The sequence below is a fragment of the Reyranella sp. GW821-FHT14A01 genome, from assembly GCF_058803965.1.
On the sequence record NZ_JBXAPM010000029.1, the window covers coordinates 25196 to 41254 of the forward strand.

15 protein-coding genes are annotated in these 16059 nt (G+C 66.3%); 2 read left to right on the top strand and 13 right to left on the bottom strand.

The genetic code is table 11. The features are described 5' to 3' along the window. Nucleotides 1–36: 36 nt before the first annotated feature. On the top strand, nt 37–291 hold the full coding sequence (locus tag AC1ROX_RS30610) for a hypothetical protein (RefSeq protein WP_493132556.1): 255 nt from the start codon (nt 37–39) through the stop codon (nt 289–291). Nucleotides 292–502: 211 nt separating this feature from the next. Here AC1ROX_RS30610 and AC1ROX_RS30615 read toward each other — a convergent pair whose 3' ends face one another. From AC1ROX_RS30615 to AC1ROX_RS30675, 13 genes are all read right to left on the bottom strand, one after another. Next, on the bottom strand, nt 503–1960 hold the full coding sequence (locus AC1ROX_RS30615; protein ID WP_493132558.1) for an aromatic ring-hydroxylating oxygenase subunit alpha: 1458 nt from the start codon (nt 1958–1960) through the stop codon (nt 503–505). Between the two features lie 190 nt (nt 1961–2150). Beyond that, nucleotides 2151–4808 carry a DUF2339 domain-containing protein gene (locus AC1ROX_RS30620; RefSeq protein WP_493132560.1) on the bottom strand — a complete coding sequence of 886 codons (2658 nt, stop codon included), beginning with the start codon at nt 4806–4808 and terminating at the stop codon, nt 2151–2153. Between the two features lie 30 nt (nt 4809–4838). Next, nucleotides 4839–6074, bottom strand: a complete 1236-nt coding sequence (locus tag AC1ROX_RS30625; protein WP_493132563.1) for a metal-dependent hydrolase family protein — start codon at nt 6072–6074, stop codon at nt 4839–4841. A 35-nt stretch (nt 6075–6109) separates the two neighbouring features. Beyond that, nucleotides 6110–6706, bottom strand: a complete 597-nt coding sequence (locus tag AC1ROX_RS30630) for a tetratricopeptide repeat protein (protein WP_493132565.1) — start codon at nt 6704–6706, stop codon at nt 6110–6112. A 29-nt stretch (nt 6707–6735) separates the two neighbouring features. Continuing rightward, a complete protein-coding gene (gene glcF, locus AC1ROX_RS30635; protein ID WP_493132567.1) occupies nt 6736–8055 on the bottom strand; it encodes a glycolate oxidase subunit GlcF in 1320 nt (439 codons plus the stop codon). A 1-nt stretch (nt 8056) separates the two neighbouring features. Next, nucleotides 8057–9226 (bottom strand): glycolate oxidase subunit GlcE, encoded by a 1170-nt coding sequence (gene glcE, locus AC1ROX_RS30640; RefSeq protein WP_493132569.1) that lies wholly within the window; start codon nt 9224–9226, stop codon nt 8057–8059. 88 nt (nt 9227–9314) lie between these two features. Further along, on the bottom strand, nt 9315–10802 hold the full coding sequence (locus AC1ROX_RS30645; RefSeq protein WP_493132571.1) for an FAD-linked oxidase C-terminal domain-containing protein: 1488 nt from the start codon (nt 10800–10802) through the stop codon (nt 9315–9317). 80 nt (nt 10803–10882) lie between these two features. Further along, nucleotides 10883–11008: a type B 50S ribosomal protein L36 gene (gene ykgO, locus AC1ROX_RS30650; RefSeq protein ID WP_068191747.1), complete on the bottom strand. Its 126-nt coding sequence runs from the start codon at nt 11006–11008 to the stop codon at nt 10883–10885. A 175-nt stretch (nt 11009–11183) separates the two neighbouring features. Continuing rightward, the gene (locus AC1ROX_RS30655) at nt 11184–11786 is read right to left on the bottom strand and encodes a UdgX family uracil-DNA binding protein (protein ID WP_493132573.1); all 603 of its coding nucleotides are present in this window, start codon (nt 11784–11786) and stop codon (nt 11184–11186) included. A gap of 2 nt (nt 11787–11788) precedes the next feature. Further along, nucleotides 11789–12661, bottom strand: coding sequence for a DUF72 domain-containing protein (locus AC1ROX_RS30660; RefSeq protein WP_493132575.1), 873 nt, complete (start codon nt 12659–12661; stop codon nt 11789–11791). Nucleotides 12662–12694: 33 nt separating this feature from the next. Further along, entirely contained in the window at nt 12695–13000 is a 306-nt protein-coding gene (gene clpS / locus AC1ROX_RS30665; protein ID WP_493132577.1) for an ATP-dependent Clp protease adapter ClpS, read from the bottom strand. Nucleotides 13001–13019: 19 nt separating this feature from the next. Further along, the gene (locus AC1ROX_RS30670) at nt 13020–14462 is read right to left on the bottom strand and encodes a 4-hydroxyphenylacetate 3-hydroxylase family protein (protein ID WP_493132579.1); all 1443 of its coding nucleotides are present in this window, start codon (nt 14460–14462) and stop codon (nt 13020–13022) included. 25 nt (nt 14463–14487) lie between these two features. After that, nucleotides 14488–15084, bottom strand: a complete 597-nt coding sequence (locus AC1ROX_RS30675) for a glutathione S-transferase family protein (RefSeq protein WP_493132581.1) — start codon at nt 15082–15084, stop codon at nt 14488–14490. Between the two features lie 64 nt (nt 15085–15148). On the opposite strand from AC1ROX_RS30675, the gene AC1ROX_RS30680 reads away from it, so the two are divergent. Then, a complete protein-coding gene (locus tag AC1ROX_RS30680) occupies nt 15149–15988 on the top strand; it encodes a TauD/TfdA dioxygenase family protein (protein ID WP_493132583.1) in 840 nt (279 codons plus the stop codon). Nucleotides 15989–16059: the final 71 nt, after the last annotated feature.

The window sequence follows — 16059 nt, forward strand, 5'->3', positions numbered from 1 at the left end:
CAGCCCAGCCGATAACTCTGTCCCCCAGAGGCCATCATGAATAACGGCCAAAAGAAGATCCGGGCCATCGCTGTCCCGTACGAACTCCGCAAGTCCCGCTTTTCCTGGATCGATCTGCTGGTGATCGCCGTCGCCCTCGTCACGCTCGCGGTCGTCGTCGATGCCTCGACCGGTCGCGCAAAGGCAGCCGCATCGGCATCGGACTCGCACCTCATTGCCGCTGAAGTCAGTCAGCTTCCGAACGATCCCGGCCTGGTGAAGGCCCGCATCCGGTTGGCGACGGGCCTCTAAGTGTGGTTTTTCGGGCACCGGTCGATGACCCGGCGCGCCTTGCCCATCGACCGCCCGATCCCGCCGGGCGGCGAGAGGTGACGTTCAGCACTCCGACCCTCAGATAGGTCGCGCCCTTCCCGTTTACCCCGATGCGGCGTGCCGCCTGTCGCCGCACAATGTCGCCTGAGGGGTTCAGTCCTTTGACCCACAACGGACTTGGCGGCCTCCCCTATCTGCAAGTGTCGCCCATCGCTTCGCCTCGCGCCATAGCGACCTCATAGGCCTCCTCGAACCACTCAATACGCTTCTCTTGCGCGCTGAATATCGGAGAGCCCTCAAACTGATGGGCGATCGTTTGCATCTGCTCGCAGGCTCGGCGATCTTCGTCGATGATCTTCTTTGTGAAGGATCGTACGAGATGCGCGCGGATCAGGTCCGAGAATGGACGCGTCCAGCGATCGAGTGCGCGCTCCTTCGCTGGGAATCCTGTCTGGAAAAGCCACCCCACATGGTGTGTTTGCCTGGGAGATGTCGGCGCAAACACCTGGACATAACAAAACCAATAAGGTCGAGCGCTGAAAATAGAGACAGCAAGATTGGGAAAGATATTGAAGATGCGGTAATCGCTTGGAAGATAGCGATTCTCCCGGCACGCCACCGACATCGAGGCGAGCGTGTCGTTGTGGCCCTTGAAGTGCGCACTATGCCAGCCAAAGCGGAAGTACGAAAGTTCGCTGTTCTTCGCGTAGTGCTTTCTGTGGTGGATCGCGACAGTGTGGTAGTCGTCCATCGTGATTTCCATCGGCAGTTTCCAGTTGGCGGAAATTTGACCGTTCAAGCGCTGCGGACGCCCGGGCATCGTGCACATCGCGTTGAGGATGGGGAAGCCTTCACCGAGATAGTCCTCAAGGCTTTCCGATGTATTCACTCCTGGAAAGCGACCAAAGATGAGAGATCCGCAGGTGGCAATGTCCAAAGCGACCAATTTGGCGCCGACGTCGCGTGGATTGGTGCCGAATAGTTCCAGACAATTGGGGATCCCGACCGCATGGCCGTCTCGATTGTAGTGCCAATGGTGAAAGCCACAAACGATCGGGCCGTTACCCGTGTCGGACGTTCGCAAAGGAAAAAACCGATGGGCACAGCGATTCTCAAATCCTTTGATCGTGTCGCTGAATCTTTGCACGAATATCGACCGGCCGCCCAGAGTCGCGCGAAACCAGTCTCCATCCTTTTTCAGGTCTGGAGTAATCCCGAGAAGCGTCCAGCAATGCCCCAGTATGGCCTTTTCTTCCCTGAACTCGCCGTCACCGGTAAGGGCGCACGCCCAATTGGGCGAGATATTCCCTCCTCGACCGGGCCTCGGCGAGCTGGCGGTGCCAGAACGGTCGCTGCTGGTTAGCCAGTATTCGGTTTTCGCCACCCGGGCAGCAATGGGACCGCCGTCGCCCGCCTCTGCGGGAAGGGCGAAAGAAAAGGCGAATTTTCCGTCGCCGATACCAGCAACAGCCAAATCCGAACGAAAGCTATCGGCGCGTACAACACCGAGAAGAATTCCAGCACTATAGATTTCAATGGAGAGCCGCTCGCGGGGACGACCACCGTCGTGCGCCCAACCATGTACGAACCCATCTCTCAACGCGTCGATGTGGCCGCGATATCGAGGTCGTCGCAAAAAGTCGAACATTCGCACCAAAGTGGTCTACCCCAACCGCAATGCCAGTCCGTGAGTCAGAGTCTGGTCGTTCTGCCCAGCCCGTAGGCTGACCGGAGCAGAGCAGAGCGTAGGTCAGCCTACAGGCTGGCGACAAGATGGTCTCCGGGGCCAGCGGCATATAGACGAGCGATGAGGCCGAACTCGGGAAACAACGCCCCGGTCATTTGCTGTCGAAACCGAGCCGGCGATAGGCGTAGCCGAGGCCGATCAGGGCGGCGCCCAGTCCCAGGAAAGAGAAGACCCGCAGCAGGCCCTGCAGCCCCGCCATGTCGATCAGGAAGACCTTGGCGACCACGATGCAGACCAGCGCCATGCCGGCATGCCGCAGCGCCGCCGCTTGCCGCAGGAAGCCCAGGGCCAGCAGCGCCACGCCGAACAGCAGCCAGACGATCGAATAGGCGTAGAGCTCCAGGCCGTGCGCCTCGAAGCCGCGCCGCTCGAAGCCCGGATCGAACAGGTGACGCACCTCGAAGGAGACATAAGCGAACGCCAGGATCGAGGCCGTGGCACCCACCACGATGTCGAGCCGCCGGTCGGCTTCGATGCCGTCCACCCAGCGCCGTGCCAGGGCGGCCAAGGCTGCAGGAACCGCATAGGCAAGCAGCAGCCCGTTGAGGATCGGCAGCCGACCGACATCGGCCGGCTCGACCACGGGATTGGCGACCAGCACCTGCAGGAACAGCACGACCACGGCGGCAAGAGCGCCGCTGGCCCGCCAAGCCCATAGGGCGACGACATCACCGTCCAAACGTGTCTTCCACAGCGCCGCCAGGGCAAAGGCGCCCCAGACCAGGACGTAGAAGGCGCGCTCCATGAAGCTCGCGTCCGGGGTCATCATGGCGGTCGGCTGGAAGATGCTGCGCACTTCGAGGGTCAGCAGAACGAAGGCAAGCAGCGCCGCCGCCGCCTCGACACCCCGCACCAGCCGCCAGTCGCCGGTCGGCCGCAGGAAGCGCAGCGCCACGACCAGGGCGGCGATGGAGATGCCGTAGCCCCAGAGCATCCAGTTGAGGATCGGCGTCAGGCCGATCGGGTATCTCAGGATCTCCGGGTTCGCGACGAAGCGCACGACCACGATGACCAGCAGCGGCCAGCAGAGCCGGCGCAGGGCCACCAGCCCGAGCTGGGCGGAGATGGCGGCGACGGCGGCCAGCTCGACCGCATAGGCGACGGTGATCCATTCGCGATTGAGCTCGAGCGGGATGGCCGCGCCAATAAAGAAAGTGACGCCGGCGGCCAGGAAGCCCAGCGCCTCGGTGGCGCCCGGCATCGTCTCGCGCCAGCGGGTGAGGCGCTCGGCGCCCACCAGGAACGGTGCGGCCAACCCGACGCTGATCAGCCCCCACGGCAGGCCACCCACCGCCGTACCGCGCAGCACATACCAGGCGAGCAGGAAGTGCGAGAGCGCCGCTGACACCGAAAGTGCCGCCCAGAAGCCCGGCCGCGGCGCGTTCCACAGCAACGCAAAAGCCGATGCCGTATAGAGGCCACCGAAGCCCGTCACGAGCCAGCCGAAGCGGTCGTCGCTCCATTCGGCCGGCACGCCGCTCGATGCCCACCACCAGAGCGCCAGGGCCGCCAGCGACAAGGCCGGTGCGAGGCCTCCGGCAAACTGGAAGCGCGGCGTCCAGCGCGCGAAGGCGAAGATGCCGATCCCGTGCGCGGCCAGGGCCAGCCAGCCGGCCGTCTGCACGCCGCCATCCTGGACGATGGCGATCACCAGCAATCCGCCGGTGACGGCCAGCGAGGCCCAGACCAGCGCCAGTACGTCCTTCGGCGGGTTCTCGTTCTCCTGCATGCGCCGCCACGTCGCCCAGACGAAGAGGCAAGCAACCGCGACCAGGAAGATGCCGACCCAATGCAGTTCCGGCAGGTCGGGATCGGCCAGCATCCACACCACGGTCCACAGCGCCGAGCCCGCCAGCACGCCCCAGCCCAGAACCCACCAGCCGCGCACTCTGATGACCGTGAGAGTGCCGGCGGCAATGGCCAGCAGGTAGCCGAACAGGACCGGCGTATTGGGCTGCTCGCTGCCGATGATCGCGGGGCTCAGGAAACCACCGACAAAGGCGAGTGCCGCCACGAGAATGCCATGGCGCAGGGAAAGCGTGATCGCGAAGGCCGTCAGGGCGGCCGCACCACCGCTCGCCGCGACCTTGGAGATCATGCCGTGGAGCGCGACGGCCGACAGCAATGAGCCATAGAGCGCCGCCACGCCGGCGGCGGCCAGCGCCTGCGAGACGCGATCATCGCGCGGCCTCATGCGCTCGGCGCCCGCGATCAGCGCGAAGCCGAACAGCGCTGCCAGGATGACCCTCACCTCGGGCGAGAGGTAGCCCTCCTCGATCGAGTAACGGACGAGGAAGACCGCCGCCAAAGCCAGGGTGACGGCGCCGACCCAGAGGAAGGCACGCGCGCCGAGCCGCTGTTCCCAGCCGATCTTCTCCGGCTCGATTGTCGGGCCCACGGGAGGTGGCGGCGAAGCCGGCACGGATGCGGGCAGATCCGCGCCAATGACGATCGCCTCGGGCTCGGGAACGAAGGGGGGTGCCGGCGGCGGCGGCACGGCGGCCTCGAAGGGCACTGCCTCAGGAGGAGTCGCCTCAGGCGAGGCTGCTTCGGGCGAGGCTGCCGGGAGAGGCGGCGGAAGCGGTTGTTCGCCGATTGCAGCGATCTGGCGCTTGAGAACGAAGATCTCGGTCGTGAGACGCTCGTTCTGCACGCGCAGGCCCGAGGTACGGACCAGCGCCCAGATGGCGATCAGCGGCGTGCCGAGGGCCCAGGCGATCCCGATCAGGATGAGGAAGATTTCTTCCACGAAGTCTCCGGGATCGCCTTTCTCTGGGGCCTATTCTGCCGCGACGCGCGCGGCGGACTGGACAAAGGCCGCGCGGTTGTCGCGGGCGACAATACCGCGCTTCACGACCAGGCGGTGGTTTTCCTTTCGGGCCGCGCGCTTGATGTCGGCCAGCGCATCGCCGTCGCAGACCACGAGGTCGGCCACGTTGCCTTCCTTGATGCGGCCGTGATCGGCCAGCCGCATCAGGTCAGCGGCACTCGCAGTCGCGAAGAACAGCGAATCTCGGCTGGAAATGCCGATGTCGCACATGAACTCAAGCTCGCGCGCATTCTCGCCATGGCGATTGTGCGGCGTGCCGGCGTCGGTGCCCATCGCGATGCGGCCGCCGGCCGAGTAGTACATCTTGGTCGCCGCGATATGGCGGTCGAACACGCGGCGGCTCTTCTCGATCACATAGTCGGGGATCGAGCGGTCGCCCTCGTCGTAGCCCTTGAGGATGTTCTTCACGGCGGCCAGGGTCGGCACCAGCCAGACGCCGCGCTCCTTCATCTCGCGGCAGCATTCCTCGTCCATGAAGATGCCGTGCTCGATGGAATCGATGCCGCCGCGCACGGCATTGAGGATGCCGAGTGCGCCCTGGGCATGGCTGGCGCAGCATTTGTGGAAGCGATGCGCCTCCGAAATGCCGGCCTTCATCTCCTCGGCGCTGTAATGCGCATCCTCGGGATTGACGCCGGCGGTCATCACGCCGCCCGTCGCCATGATCTTCACCAGGTCGGAGCCGGCATGAACCTGCTCGCGCACCGCCTTGATCACCTCGTCGACGCCGTCGGCCACGCGGCCAGTGCGGTTGCCGTGACCGCCGGTCATGCAGATCATGCGACCGGCACAGCGCATGGTCGGGCCCAGGAAGCGGCCGGCATTGTAGGCATCGCGAATGGCGAACTCGATATAGTCCTTGCCGCCGCAGTCGCGCACGGCGGTGACGCCGCCTTCCAGCGTCTGGCGCATGAATTCCATGCCGCGCACCGTGAGCTGGGCCGCGCTCAGCCGGTCCTGCACGGCGCCGGGATTGCCCTCGGCGCCCGACAGCGAATGGACGTGGCAGTCGATGATGCCGGGAATCAGCGTGGCGCCCGACGTGTCGACCCGCTCGCCGGCGAAGCCCTTGAACTCGCCCGCTGCGGCGACCCGCTTGATGCGGCCGCCCTCTTCCAGAACCCCCTGCCCGTCTTGCACCTTTTCGCCGTCGAACAGACGGCCGCCGACATACAACGTGGCCATGACTCACTCCCGAATTCGAATGAGGCGACTTTTGCCTACGTCGTGGGCCGCCCGCAACCCAGAGGATCGACGTCCGGCCCGGCGTCGCCGCCCAGCGCCTTCAGGCGCTCGATCTCGCGGTCGATTCCCACGATGTGCGGATTCCATTTGCGCGCCAGCTCGAAGGCCGCCACGGCACGGGCATTTTCCCCCATCTCCGCGCGGATCATGCCGAGGCCCGAATAGGCCCCGAAGTGGCGTGGCTCGCGCTTCACCGTCTCGCAGATGTCGGCCAGCGAGGCCGGGAAGTTGCCCATCAGCCAATGCGCCGTCGCCCGCTTGTTCCAGGCTTCCGACAGGTCGGGCGCCACATCGATCAGGCGCGTGAAGGTTTCGATCGAAGCCTTGAACTCCTGCTGCTGCATCTCGGCGACGCCGCGGATCATGAGCGCGCGCTGGCCCATGTCCGGGACCATCATCCACTGCTCCCAGATCGCCGCCTCCAGCGACTGGATGGCCAGCGGATCGGTGGCGCTCTGCAGCTTGGTGAACAGGGTATCGAGCACGGTGCCGCTCCCGGCGTTCTGCGCCTGCACGTTGGCCCCGAGCATCAGTCCGAGGAAGGCCGCAAGGCAAGTGCGAAGAAGGATCATGGCACTCCCTGCGGGGTCCTTCCTCGGGGTTATCCGAGCGCGGCCGGCTTTGGACCACCCGTCGCCCAGTCGAGCAGCTCGACCGTATGGGCAATCGGTATGCCGGTGCCGGAGGCGATGTTGCCGATGCAGCCGAAATTGCCGGCCGCGATCACGTCGGGCTTCACGCTTTCGATGTTGGCCACCTTGCGGTCGCGCAGGCGCCGCGACAGGTCGGGCTGCAGCACCTGGTAGGTACCCGCCCAGCCACAGCAGAGATGGCCCTCGGGCACGTCCTTCACGACGAAGCCGGCATCCCGCAGCAGCTTCTTGGGCTGTTCGATCACCTTCTGGCCGTGCTGCATCGAGCAGGCGGAATGGTAAGCGACGGTCAGCCGCTTGGGCTCGACGTTCACGAGGCCGATCTCGACCATGACCTCGCTCACATCCTTGGCGAGCTTGGCGACCTGCAGCGCCTTCTCGTGCCATTCCGGCTCGTCGGCCAGCATGTTGCCGTAGTCCTTGACCGTCGTGCCGCAGCCCGAGGCGTTGATCACGATGGCGTCGAGCCCGGCTCCGTCGATCTCACGCAGCCAGGCGGTGATGTTGGCCTTGGCCAGCGCGATCGCTTGCTCGTTGCGGCCGACATGGAGCACGGACGAGCCGCAGCAGCCCGAGCCCGCGACGTTCACCACCTCGACATCGTGGCGCGTCAGCAGCCGCACGGTGGCCTCGTTGACCTCCGGCGCCAGCACCTGCTGGCCGCAGCCCGGCATCAGCGCCACGCGCTTGCGGCGCAGGCCCTTGGCCGGAAAGGTCTGCGGCCGGTCGACCGGCGACGGGCCGTTCAGGCGCGCCGGCACCGCGTCGAGCATGGCGCGCAGGCGTCGCAGGAAGGTGGCGCCGCCCGGATCGGGGCTGGTCGCCGGCAGCAGCGGCGCCAGCGGCTTGGCGAGGCGGCCCAGCACCATGGCCCAGCGGAACGCCGCCGGCCGCGGCATCAGCCAGGCGAGCAGGCCGCGCATGAAGCGGTCGGCCGGCGCCCTCGTATAGGTCTCCTCGATATGGTGCCGGCCGTGATCGACCAGATGCATGTAGTTCACGCCCGAGGGGCAGGTCGTCATGCAGGAGAGGCACGACAGGCAGCGATCGACGTGCCGCACCTCCTGCATCGTGGGCGCGCGATCGCCCTCCAGCATCGCCTTGATGAGATAGATGCGACCGCGCGGACTGTCGCGCTCGTCGCCCAGCAGCACGAAGGTCGGGCAGGTGGCCGTGCAGAAGCCGCAATGCACGCACTTGCGCAGGATGCGCTCGCTGCGCTCGTTCTCGGGATCGGCAAGCTGGGCCAGGGTGAAGTTGGTTTGCACGTCAGCCCATCCGGCCTGGATTGAAGAGACCCTTGGGGTCGAAGCTTTCCTTTACCCGTGCCGCCAGCGCGACCAGCGCGGCGGACTGCGGCTGGAAGACAGGCACGGCGGCGCGTACCGCCTCAGGCGCACGGATCAGGGTCGCATGGCCACCGGTGGCACCGAGGGCGCCGCGAACGATCGCATGGTCGGCGTCGGCCGTGGGCGGCAGCGCCAGCCAGATCAGGCCACCCGACCAGTCGTAGAAGGCCTGCGCGCCGGCGCGCTGCGCCTTGATGCGCGCCAAGATCGCCGGTCCCTCGGTCGGCGGGCAGGAGATCTTCCAGACCACGACGTCGGGCGCTGCGTTCAGCGGTGCCACGTCGCGCACCTCGCGCCAGAAGGTCCGGCTCTCCAGCGTGCCGAGTTCCTCCATCGCAGCACCTGCATCCGCCATCAGCTCGCGCAGACCCTTGAGCCGCGCCTCGACCGAGGGCGCCACGCCTTCGAGACGGAGCGCCGTCCGGCCCGGCAGGTGCGCCGCGCCCGAGACTTCGTGCGGACTGCCCATCGCCGCGCACATCGCACGCACGGCCGCCGCATCGTCGAGGCCCAGCAGCATCAAGGTCGCCGTCTGGTCCGGCGCCGGCAGTACCTTGACCGAGACCTCGTCGAGCACCGCCAGCGTGCCCCACGAACCCGCGACGACCTTGGAGAGATCGTAGCCGGTGACGTTCTTCATCACCCGGCCGCCCGACTTGAAGGCCTCGCCGCGTCCGTTGACGCCGCTGAAACCGAGCAGGTGATCGCGCGCCGCGCCCGCCGAAAGGCGACGCGAACCGGCGAGATTGCCCATCACCGCACCGACCAATGTCCCCTGTCCCGGCGCCTGCCCGAGCAGCGGGCCGAGATCGGGCGGCTCGAAGGCCAGCATCTGGTTGCGCTGGGCCAGCAGCGCCTCGACCTCACGCATCGGCGTGCCGGCGCGCAGGGTGACGACCAGTTCCTCGGGCGCATAATCGACGATGCCGGAGATGCCCGAGAGATCGAGCACCTGGCCGCACTGCATCGGCTTGCCGAGCGCGAGCTTGCCGCCCTCGCCGCGCACGTCGAGCGTCACGCCCTCGCCCAGCGCCCATTCCACCGCCTGCCGCAGCTCCTCGGCGTCGCGCGGCTTGATTATGCTTGTCATGGGAGCGCGCAACTCCAGTTGCGCATTCTTTCATGAGCATGAGCGCAACTGGAGTTGCGCGCTCCTATGAAGGCGAGGTGCAGCACTCTTAAAACCGCGGAATGTCGGGGAACGGGATGTTGTTCTGCGTCACGACCAGGCGGCCGAGTTCGGCGCAGCGGCGCAGCTTGGGGAACACCTTGCCGGGGTTGAGCAGGTGGTCGGGGTCGAAGGCGCATTTCACGCGCATCTGCTGGTCGAGGTCGATCTCGGTGAACTGCACGCCCATCAGGTCGCGCTTCTCGATGCCGACTCCGTGCTCGCCGGTCAGCACGCCGCCGACCCGCACGCAGAGCCGCAGGATGTCGGCGCCCAGTTCCTCGCAGCGCTTCAGTTCGGCCGGATCGTTGGCGTCGAACAGGATCAGCGGATGGAGGTTGCCGTCGCCGGCATGGAACACGTTGACGACGCGCAAGCCGTATTGCTTCGACAGCACGCGCATCTCGGCCAGCACCTCGACCAGTTTTCCGCGCGGCACCGAGCCGTCGAGGCACATGTAATCGGGCGAGATCTGACCGACGGCGGGGAACGCGGCCTTGCGGCCGGCCCAGAACAGCACCCGCTCCTGCTCGTCGTTGCTGACTCGCACGGTCGTGGCGCCGCGGCCGCGCGCGATCTCGGCGACACGTTCGACCAGATGGTCGACCTCGACCGGCGGCCCATCGAGTTCGACGATCAGCAGCCCCTCGGCGTCGAGCGGATAGCCCGCGCCGACATAGGCCTCGGCGCACTTGGTCGCCTCCTTGTCCATCATCTCCATGCCGCCGGGGATGATGCCCGAGGCGATGACGGCGGCGACGCAGTCGGCCGCGCCCGCCTCGGTCGGGAAGCCCAGCAGCACGGCGCGCGCGGTCGAAGGCTTACGCAGGAGCCGCACCGTCACCTCGGTGACGACGCCTAAGAGTCCCTCCGAGCCGGTCATCAGGCCCAGCAGATCATAGCCTTCCGAATCGAGATGCTTGCCGCCCAGCCGCACGACCTCGCCGTTCATCAGCACCATCTCGATGCCGAGCAGGTTGTTGGTCGTGAGGCCGTATTTCAGGCAGTGCACGCCGCCGGAATTCTCCGCGACGTTGCCGCCGATCGAGCAGGCGATCTGCGAGCTGGGATCGGGCGCGTAATAGAAGCCTTCGTGCTCGACCGCCTTGGTGACCCCGAGGTTGGTGACGCCCGGCTGCACGCGGGCGCAGCGATTGGCGTAGTCGATCTCGAGCACGCGGTTGAACTTGCCCATGGCCAGCAGGATCGCGTCGCCCACCGGCATCGAGCCGCCGGACAGCGAGGTCCCGCCGCCGCGCGGCACGACCTTCACCTTGTGGTCCTGGCAGTAGCGCAGGATGGCGGCGACCTGGGCCACCGTCTCGGGCAGCACCACGACCAGCGGCATCTGCCGGTAGGCCGACAGCGCATCGCATTCGAAGGGGCGCATGCCGTCGAGGTCGTCGATCACGCCCTCGCCGGGAACGATGGCACGCAGCGCGGCGACGATCTCCGACCGGCGGGCGAGAATGGCGGGATCGAGCGGCGGCATCTCCATGCTTCGCTCATACGCCAAATGAAAAAGCGGCGGAAGCCGAAGCCTCCGCCGCTTTGTTCGCTAAGACGCTGACGCCGTCTTCAGCCCTGGCGGGCCTTGAAGCGCGGGTTGGTCTTGTTGATCACGTAGACGCGGCCCTTGCGGCGCACGATGCGGCAGTCCTTGTGACGGAGCTTCACCGACTTGAGAGAATGACGGATCTTCATGGCCCTAACTCAACAAAAAGCCCCGGCCGAGCCGGGGTGAATTCCGAAAGCGGGCGGAAAATACGGATCGGAGACGTTTCCGTCAACCCATTGATTTTCCATCCAACTTTGGCCGGCCCTTCTGCCCGGAAAACCGGAATTCGTCAATGATCGCAAGGGCTTGGTGATTGTATCATTATCCGGCCAGCTTCGCCGCCGCCTTCAGATCCCGCACCAGTCCCGCGAATCCTGCCCGGTGCGCCGTCTCGTCGGGCATGCGCAGGATAGCCGAGGGGTGCGTCGTCACCATGCCGCGATGCCCGCCCGGCAGTTCGATCGGCCGGCCGCGCTCGCGCGAAAGCACGATCGTCCGGCGCCCGGTCAGGCTCTGTGCCGCGGTGACGCCCAGCGCCAGGATCAGCACCGGCCGCACCAGGGAGATCTCCTTGTCGATCCAGACCTTGCAGACCTCCGTCTCGTAGCGATTCGGCCGCTTGTGCAGCCGCTTCTTGCCGCGCGGCTCGTTCTTGAAGTGCTTCACCACGTTCGAGAGATAGACCTTGCCGCGATCGATGCCCGCCTCGGCCAGCGCCCGGTCCAGCAGCTTGCCGGCCGGGCCGACGAACGGCCGGCCCGCCAGGTCCTCCTGGTCGCCCGGCTGCTCGCCCACCAGCATGAGCTTCGCGCGGGCAGGCCCTTCGCCGAACACGGTCTGCGTGGCGTTGCGGTAGAGCGGGCAGCGCGTGCAGCCCCTCGCCGCCCCGGCCACACTCTTCAATTCTGCGGCAGCGCGCGCCATCGCTAGCGCTCCAGCCGCTTCATCAGCGTCTGCGCATCCTGCGGCGCATGAAGCTTGTCGGTATTGTCGAAGTAGACATAGACGTCGCGCCTGGAATGTCGCTTCAGCGGCGGCCCCGCGAACGTGCCATCGGTCATCGGCTCGCCGTCGCGCCAGGCCTCGATGCGCTTGGCCCAGCTCGACAATTCCTTGGCGCTGTAGGCGCTGCGATAAAGCTCCTTCGAGCCGTGCAGCCGGCAGTAGACGAAGTCCGCCGTGAGATCCATGAGCAGCGGCCATTTGACGGTGTCGGCACAAACCAGGGCGACCTTGTGCTTTCGCAGCAAGGCAATGAAGGCCGGATCACGGAAGCTCTCGTGCCGGATCTCGATGGCATGCCGAATCGGCTGCTGGCTCTCGACACGCAGCCAGGCCTTTGCCTTGAGCCGGTCGTCATGGTGGCGGCCAAGACGCGCCGCCTGCTGCGTGTTGCGCGGCAGCACCTCGAAGAAGGCTTCGAGACGCTCCGCATCGAACCGGAAGTTCGGCGGGAGCTGCCAAAGGATGGGCCCAAGCTTGGGACCGAGGCGCAACAGGCCCGATGCCATGAAGTTGGCCAAGGGCGCCTCGGGATCGCGCAGTCGCTTCATGTGCGTGAGAAAGCGCGGCCCCTTCACCGCGAAGACGAAACCTTCAGGCGTCTCGTCGGCCCAGCGTGCAAACGCGTCGGGCGTCTGCATGCTGTAAAAGGTGCCGTTGATCTCGACCGTCGGGAAGACCGAGGCGAGATGCGCAAGCTCGTCCTTCTGCGACAGGCCTTCCGGATAGAACTGCCCGCGCCAGGGCTTGTAGCGCCATCCCGACACGCCGATATGGACCTGCGATCGCTTCGCCATGCCCCGCAACGGGGGCAATCGGCGGCGGTTGCCCTATTCTTCCGGCTCGGTGCTGAACTCGAGCGGGTGGCCGGCGCTGCGGCCCATATCGTTGGCCTCGGTCGCCTTGGATTCGGCGATGTCGCGCGTGTAGGTCGCGACGACACAGGCGCCGCGCTGATGGGCCGTCATCATGACGCGATAGGACTGCTCCTCGGTCATGCGGAACACCGCCTTGAGCACGACAACCACGAATTCACGCGGCGTGTAGTCGTCGTTGAGCAGGATCACCTTGTAGAGCGGCGGCTGCTTGGTCTTGGTCCGCTCGATCGCCTGCGGCTTGGTGTCGATATCGCTCATCGGCCCCTCCTCGCTATCCCTACCGATACTCCTCGTCCAGGAAGCGCCGCACAAGCCGGTCGGCGCGACTGCGGTCGGTGAACTGCAGGTGGCGTGCCAGGTTGCGTGCCGACGATGCAAGGTAGAAGCGCTCGTACTGCTCGTTGCGGCTGGCCAGTGCGCTGCCGGCGAAATCCCAGGCCAGCCGGAAGATGCGGATGCGCTCCTCCGCCGCCATGCCCTTGGCGCCCGGCAGGTAGCGATCGATCAGCGGCCGCAGGTCCGGGTCGGCGAGCTGCGCCGCCGTGGGTGCGGCCAGGAGATTGTGCGAGCCGATCAGGCGCAGGATCTCGTTCACCCGCGGGAACCAGATCGGCAGGGTGCTGCGCAACGCATGCAACGGACGGACGTCGCAGGTCCACAGGCCCGACGGCCATTCGCGCGCCTCGGCCTCGGCGGCGACGATGGCCGCGCGCGTGAACTCCGCATAGGTCCAGATCTCGCCGATCATGCGCTGCGTCTCAGGATCGACGGCGTTGATCGACGCTGCCATGCGCAGCGCCAGCCCCCAGGCGAAGTCGAGCTTCGTCCAGGCCCTGATCATCGTCTGCTGGAAGATGTTGGGCGGCCAGCTCGACGTCATCACCGTGTTGTAGGAAGCGAGGTTGCCGTCGATGAACAGCCGGTCGCGCGGCACCTCGACATCGTCGAAGATCACGAAGGCATCCTGCTCGTCGAAGCGGCCCGACAGCGGGAAGTCGAACCGGTTGTCCGGCGCCGACACCGAATCGCGACAGAGGAATTTCAGGCCCGGCGTGCCGACGGGGATGCAGAAGGAGAGCGCATAGTCGTCGGCACCCTGGGGCAGCGGCATGCTGGGATAGACTGCGATCTCGTCGGCGAACGGCGCCAGCGTCGCCAGCACTCTCGAGCCGCGCACGACGATGCCGTGTTCGGTGTCGCCGACCTTGTGCAACGCCTGTTCGTTGCCGGCCTTGGGCACGTCGCCCATCGCCTTGTCGACGGTCGGCTGGACAACGGTGTGGGTGAGCGCCACGTCGCCGCGCCGCAGGAACTTCTGATAGGCGACCAGCCGCTCGGCGCCGGCCTCGTTGCCGTGCGCGCCCCATTCATCGGGCCGGCCGGCGAAACCGGCATAGGTCACGTTCATGTAGTCGGGCGTGCGGCCCATCAGGCCGACCGAATATTCCGCCACCTGTCGCAGCGCCGCGTGACGCCGCTTCAGGTCTTCCCGCGAGCGTGGGATCAAGTGGCTGACCGGAATCGCCTCACCGGTCTCCGGATCCGGCGCCAGGCAGGTCGCGGCCTGTGCGTGGTGGAGATCGTAGACCTCCGCCAGCGCATGGGCCGCGCCGCTGAGCTTGGGGTGGTCGACGACGTCGGCGATCTTCTCGCCGTCGACCCAGACCTCGCGGGGGCCGCGAAGCCCCTTCAGGAATTGTTCACCCGTCCGTGCCGGCATTGCATCCCTCTTCCGGAGGGGACAATCACCCCACGGGCATCGTCTCGGCAAGGGGCGGCAGCTTCACGACCTTGTCGTACCAGGCCGAGAGCTTCGGGTGACCCGGACGCCACGGCTCGTTGGCGTAGCGGAAGTCGAGATAGCCCAGCGCGCAGCCAATGGTGATCTCGCCGATCGTGGTCAGGTCGCCCAGCGAATCGGCCTGCTTCTCCAGCTCGTCGAGCGAACGCGTGACCTTGCCCTGCTGGAGCGCGATGTAGCTCTGACGGCCCTCGTCCTGCGGCAACGCGATCTCGCGGCGGCGCGGCTGCGTCGCGTCGAGGATACCATCGCCCAACGCTTCCTGCGTCAGCGCCGTCCAGCGCGCCGGACCGGCCGGCGGGAACAGCTTGGGCGCACTGCCGATGCTGTCGAGATACTCGCAGATCACCGGACTGTCGTAGATCGACGTGCCCTCGTCGGTGATCAGGGTCGGTACCTTGGACAGCGGATTGACCGGCAGCAGTGCGGGATCGGTCGTGCCGATCTTCCAGCGTTCGATCTTGTCGTTGAGCCCGCGCGCGATGGCGCAAGCCATCACTTTACGGACATACGGACTTGCAGCGGAATAGGCGATCTTCATGGCGGTCCCCCTTGAGATTCATCGGATCGGCGCGCACGTTATCCCGCATCCCGGGAGCAACGCCATGAATTTCCAGACCGAGAAACTCGGCACTCACATGGCCGCGGCCGTTCGCGGCATCGACCTCAACAAGCCGGCCGATGCGGCGACGCAGGCGGCGCTGACCGGCGTGCTGCACGACAATCTCGTGATCTGCATCCGCGACCAGCACCTGGCGCCGCCGGCCTTCCTCAACGCCATGTCGAAGTTCGGAACGCCGATGCAGCGCTTGCAGCTCGCCCGCACACCGGAATGCGCCGAGGTGAACATCATCTCGAGCGAGGACCGCGACGTGCTGGGCGACGGCAAGAAAATCGTGAACGGCGCCAACTGGCACACCGACGACAGCTTCATGCGGGCGCCCTGCTCGCTCACCATGCTCTACGGCGTCGAGGTCCCGTCGCGCGGCGGCGACACGCAGTTCACCAACATGTACGCTGCCTACGAGGACCTGCCCGCCGAGATGAAGGCGCGCATCGATCCGATGCGGGTGATCCACAAGTACCATTCGAGCCGCAAGCTCAGCCGCATCTCGACACGGCCGGCCGAGGAGATGGCGGCGATGCCCGAGGCGACGCATCCGCTGGTGCGCACCCATCCGGAGACGCGGCGCCGGTCGCTCTATCTCAATCCCAACCGCATGGAAGAGATCGAGGACCTCGGCCGCGCCGAGAGCGACGCGCTGCTCGACGAGCTGATCGCCCACGCGACGCAGCCGAAATACGAGTACCGCCATGTCTGGCGCCAGGGTGACATCGTGATCTGGGACAATCGCTGCACGATGCACAAGGCCAACGCCGACTATCCCGAGGGTGAGCGACGGTTGATGCACCGGGTCATCGTGGCCGGCACGGAGCCGTTCTAAACTCATCGGAGCGCGCCACTCCAGTGGCGCTCATATCTTGATCTTGAGCGCCACTGGAGTGGCGCGCTCCA

Bases quoted from the DNA above. Each gene is read 5' to 3' on its own strand.
- AC1ROX_RS30610 (WP_493132556.1), top strand. From the start codon at position 37: ATGAATAACGGCCAAAAGAAGATCCGGGCCATCGCTGTCCCGTACGAA.
- AC1ROX_RS30615 (WP_493132558.1), bottom strand. From the start codon at position 1,960: ATGTTCGACTTTTTGCGACGACCTCGATATCGCGGCCACATCGACGCG.
- AC1ROX_RS30625 (WP_493132563.1), bottom strand. From the start codon at position 6,074: ATGGCCACGTTGTATGTCGGCGGCCGTCTGTTCGACGGCGAAAAGGTG.
- AC1ROX_RS30630 (WP_493132565.1), bottom strand. From the start codon at position 6,706: ATGATCCTTCTTCGCACTTGCCTTGCGGCCTTCCTCGGACTGATGCTC.
- glcE (WP_493132569.1), bottom strand. From the start codon at position 9,226: ATGACAAGCATAATCAAGCCGCGCGACGCCGAGGAGCTGCGGCAGGCG.
- AC1ROX_RS30645 (WP_493132571.1), bottom strand. From the start codon at position 10,802: ATGGAGATGCCGCCGCTCGATCCCGCCATTCTCGCCCGCCGGTCGGAG.
- ykgO (WP_068191747.1), bottom strand. From the start codon at position 11,008: ATGAAGATCCGTCATTCTCTCAAGTCGGTGAAGCTCCGTCACAAGGAC.
- AC1ROX_RS30655 (WP_493132573.1), bottom strand. From the start codon at position 11,786: ATGGCGCGCGCTGCCGCAGAATTGAAGAGTGTGGCCGGGGCGGCGAGG.
- AC1ROX_RS30660 (WP_493132575.1), bottom strand. From the start codon at position 12,661: ATGGCGAAGCGATCGCAGGTCCATATCGGCGTGTCGGGATGGCGCTAC.
- clpS (WP_493132577.1), bottom strand. From the start codon at position 13,000: ATGAGCGATATCGACACCAAGCCGCAGGCGATCGAGCGGACCAAGACC.
- AC1ROX_RS30670 (WP_493132579.1), bottom strand. From the start codon at position 14,462: ATGCCGGCACGGACGGGTGAACAATTCCTGAAGGGGCTTCGCGGCCCC.
- AC1ROX_RS30675 (WP_493132581.1), bottom strand. From the start codon at position 15,084: ATGAAGATCGCCTATTCCGCTGCAAGTCCGTATGTCCGTAAAGTGATG.
- AC1ROX_RS30680 (WP_493132583.1), top strand. From the start codon at position 15,149: ATGAATTTCCAGACCGAGAAACTCGGCACTCACATGGCCGCGGCCGTT.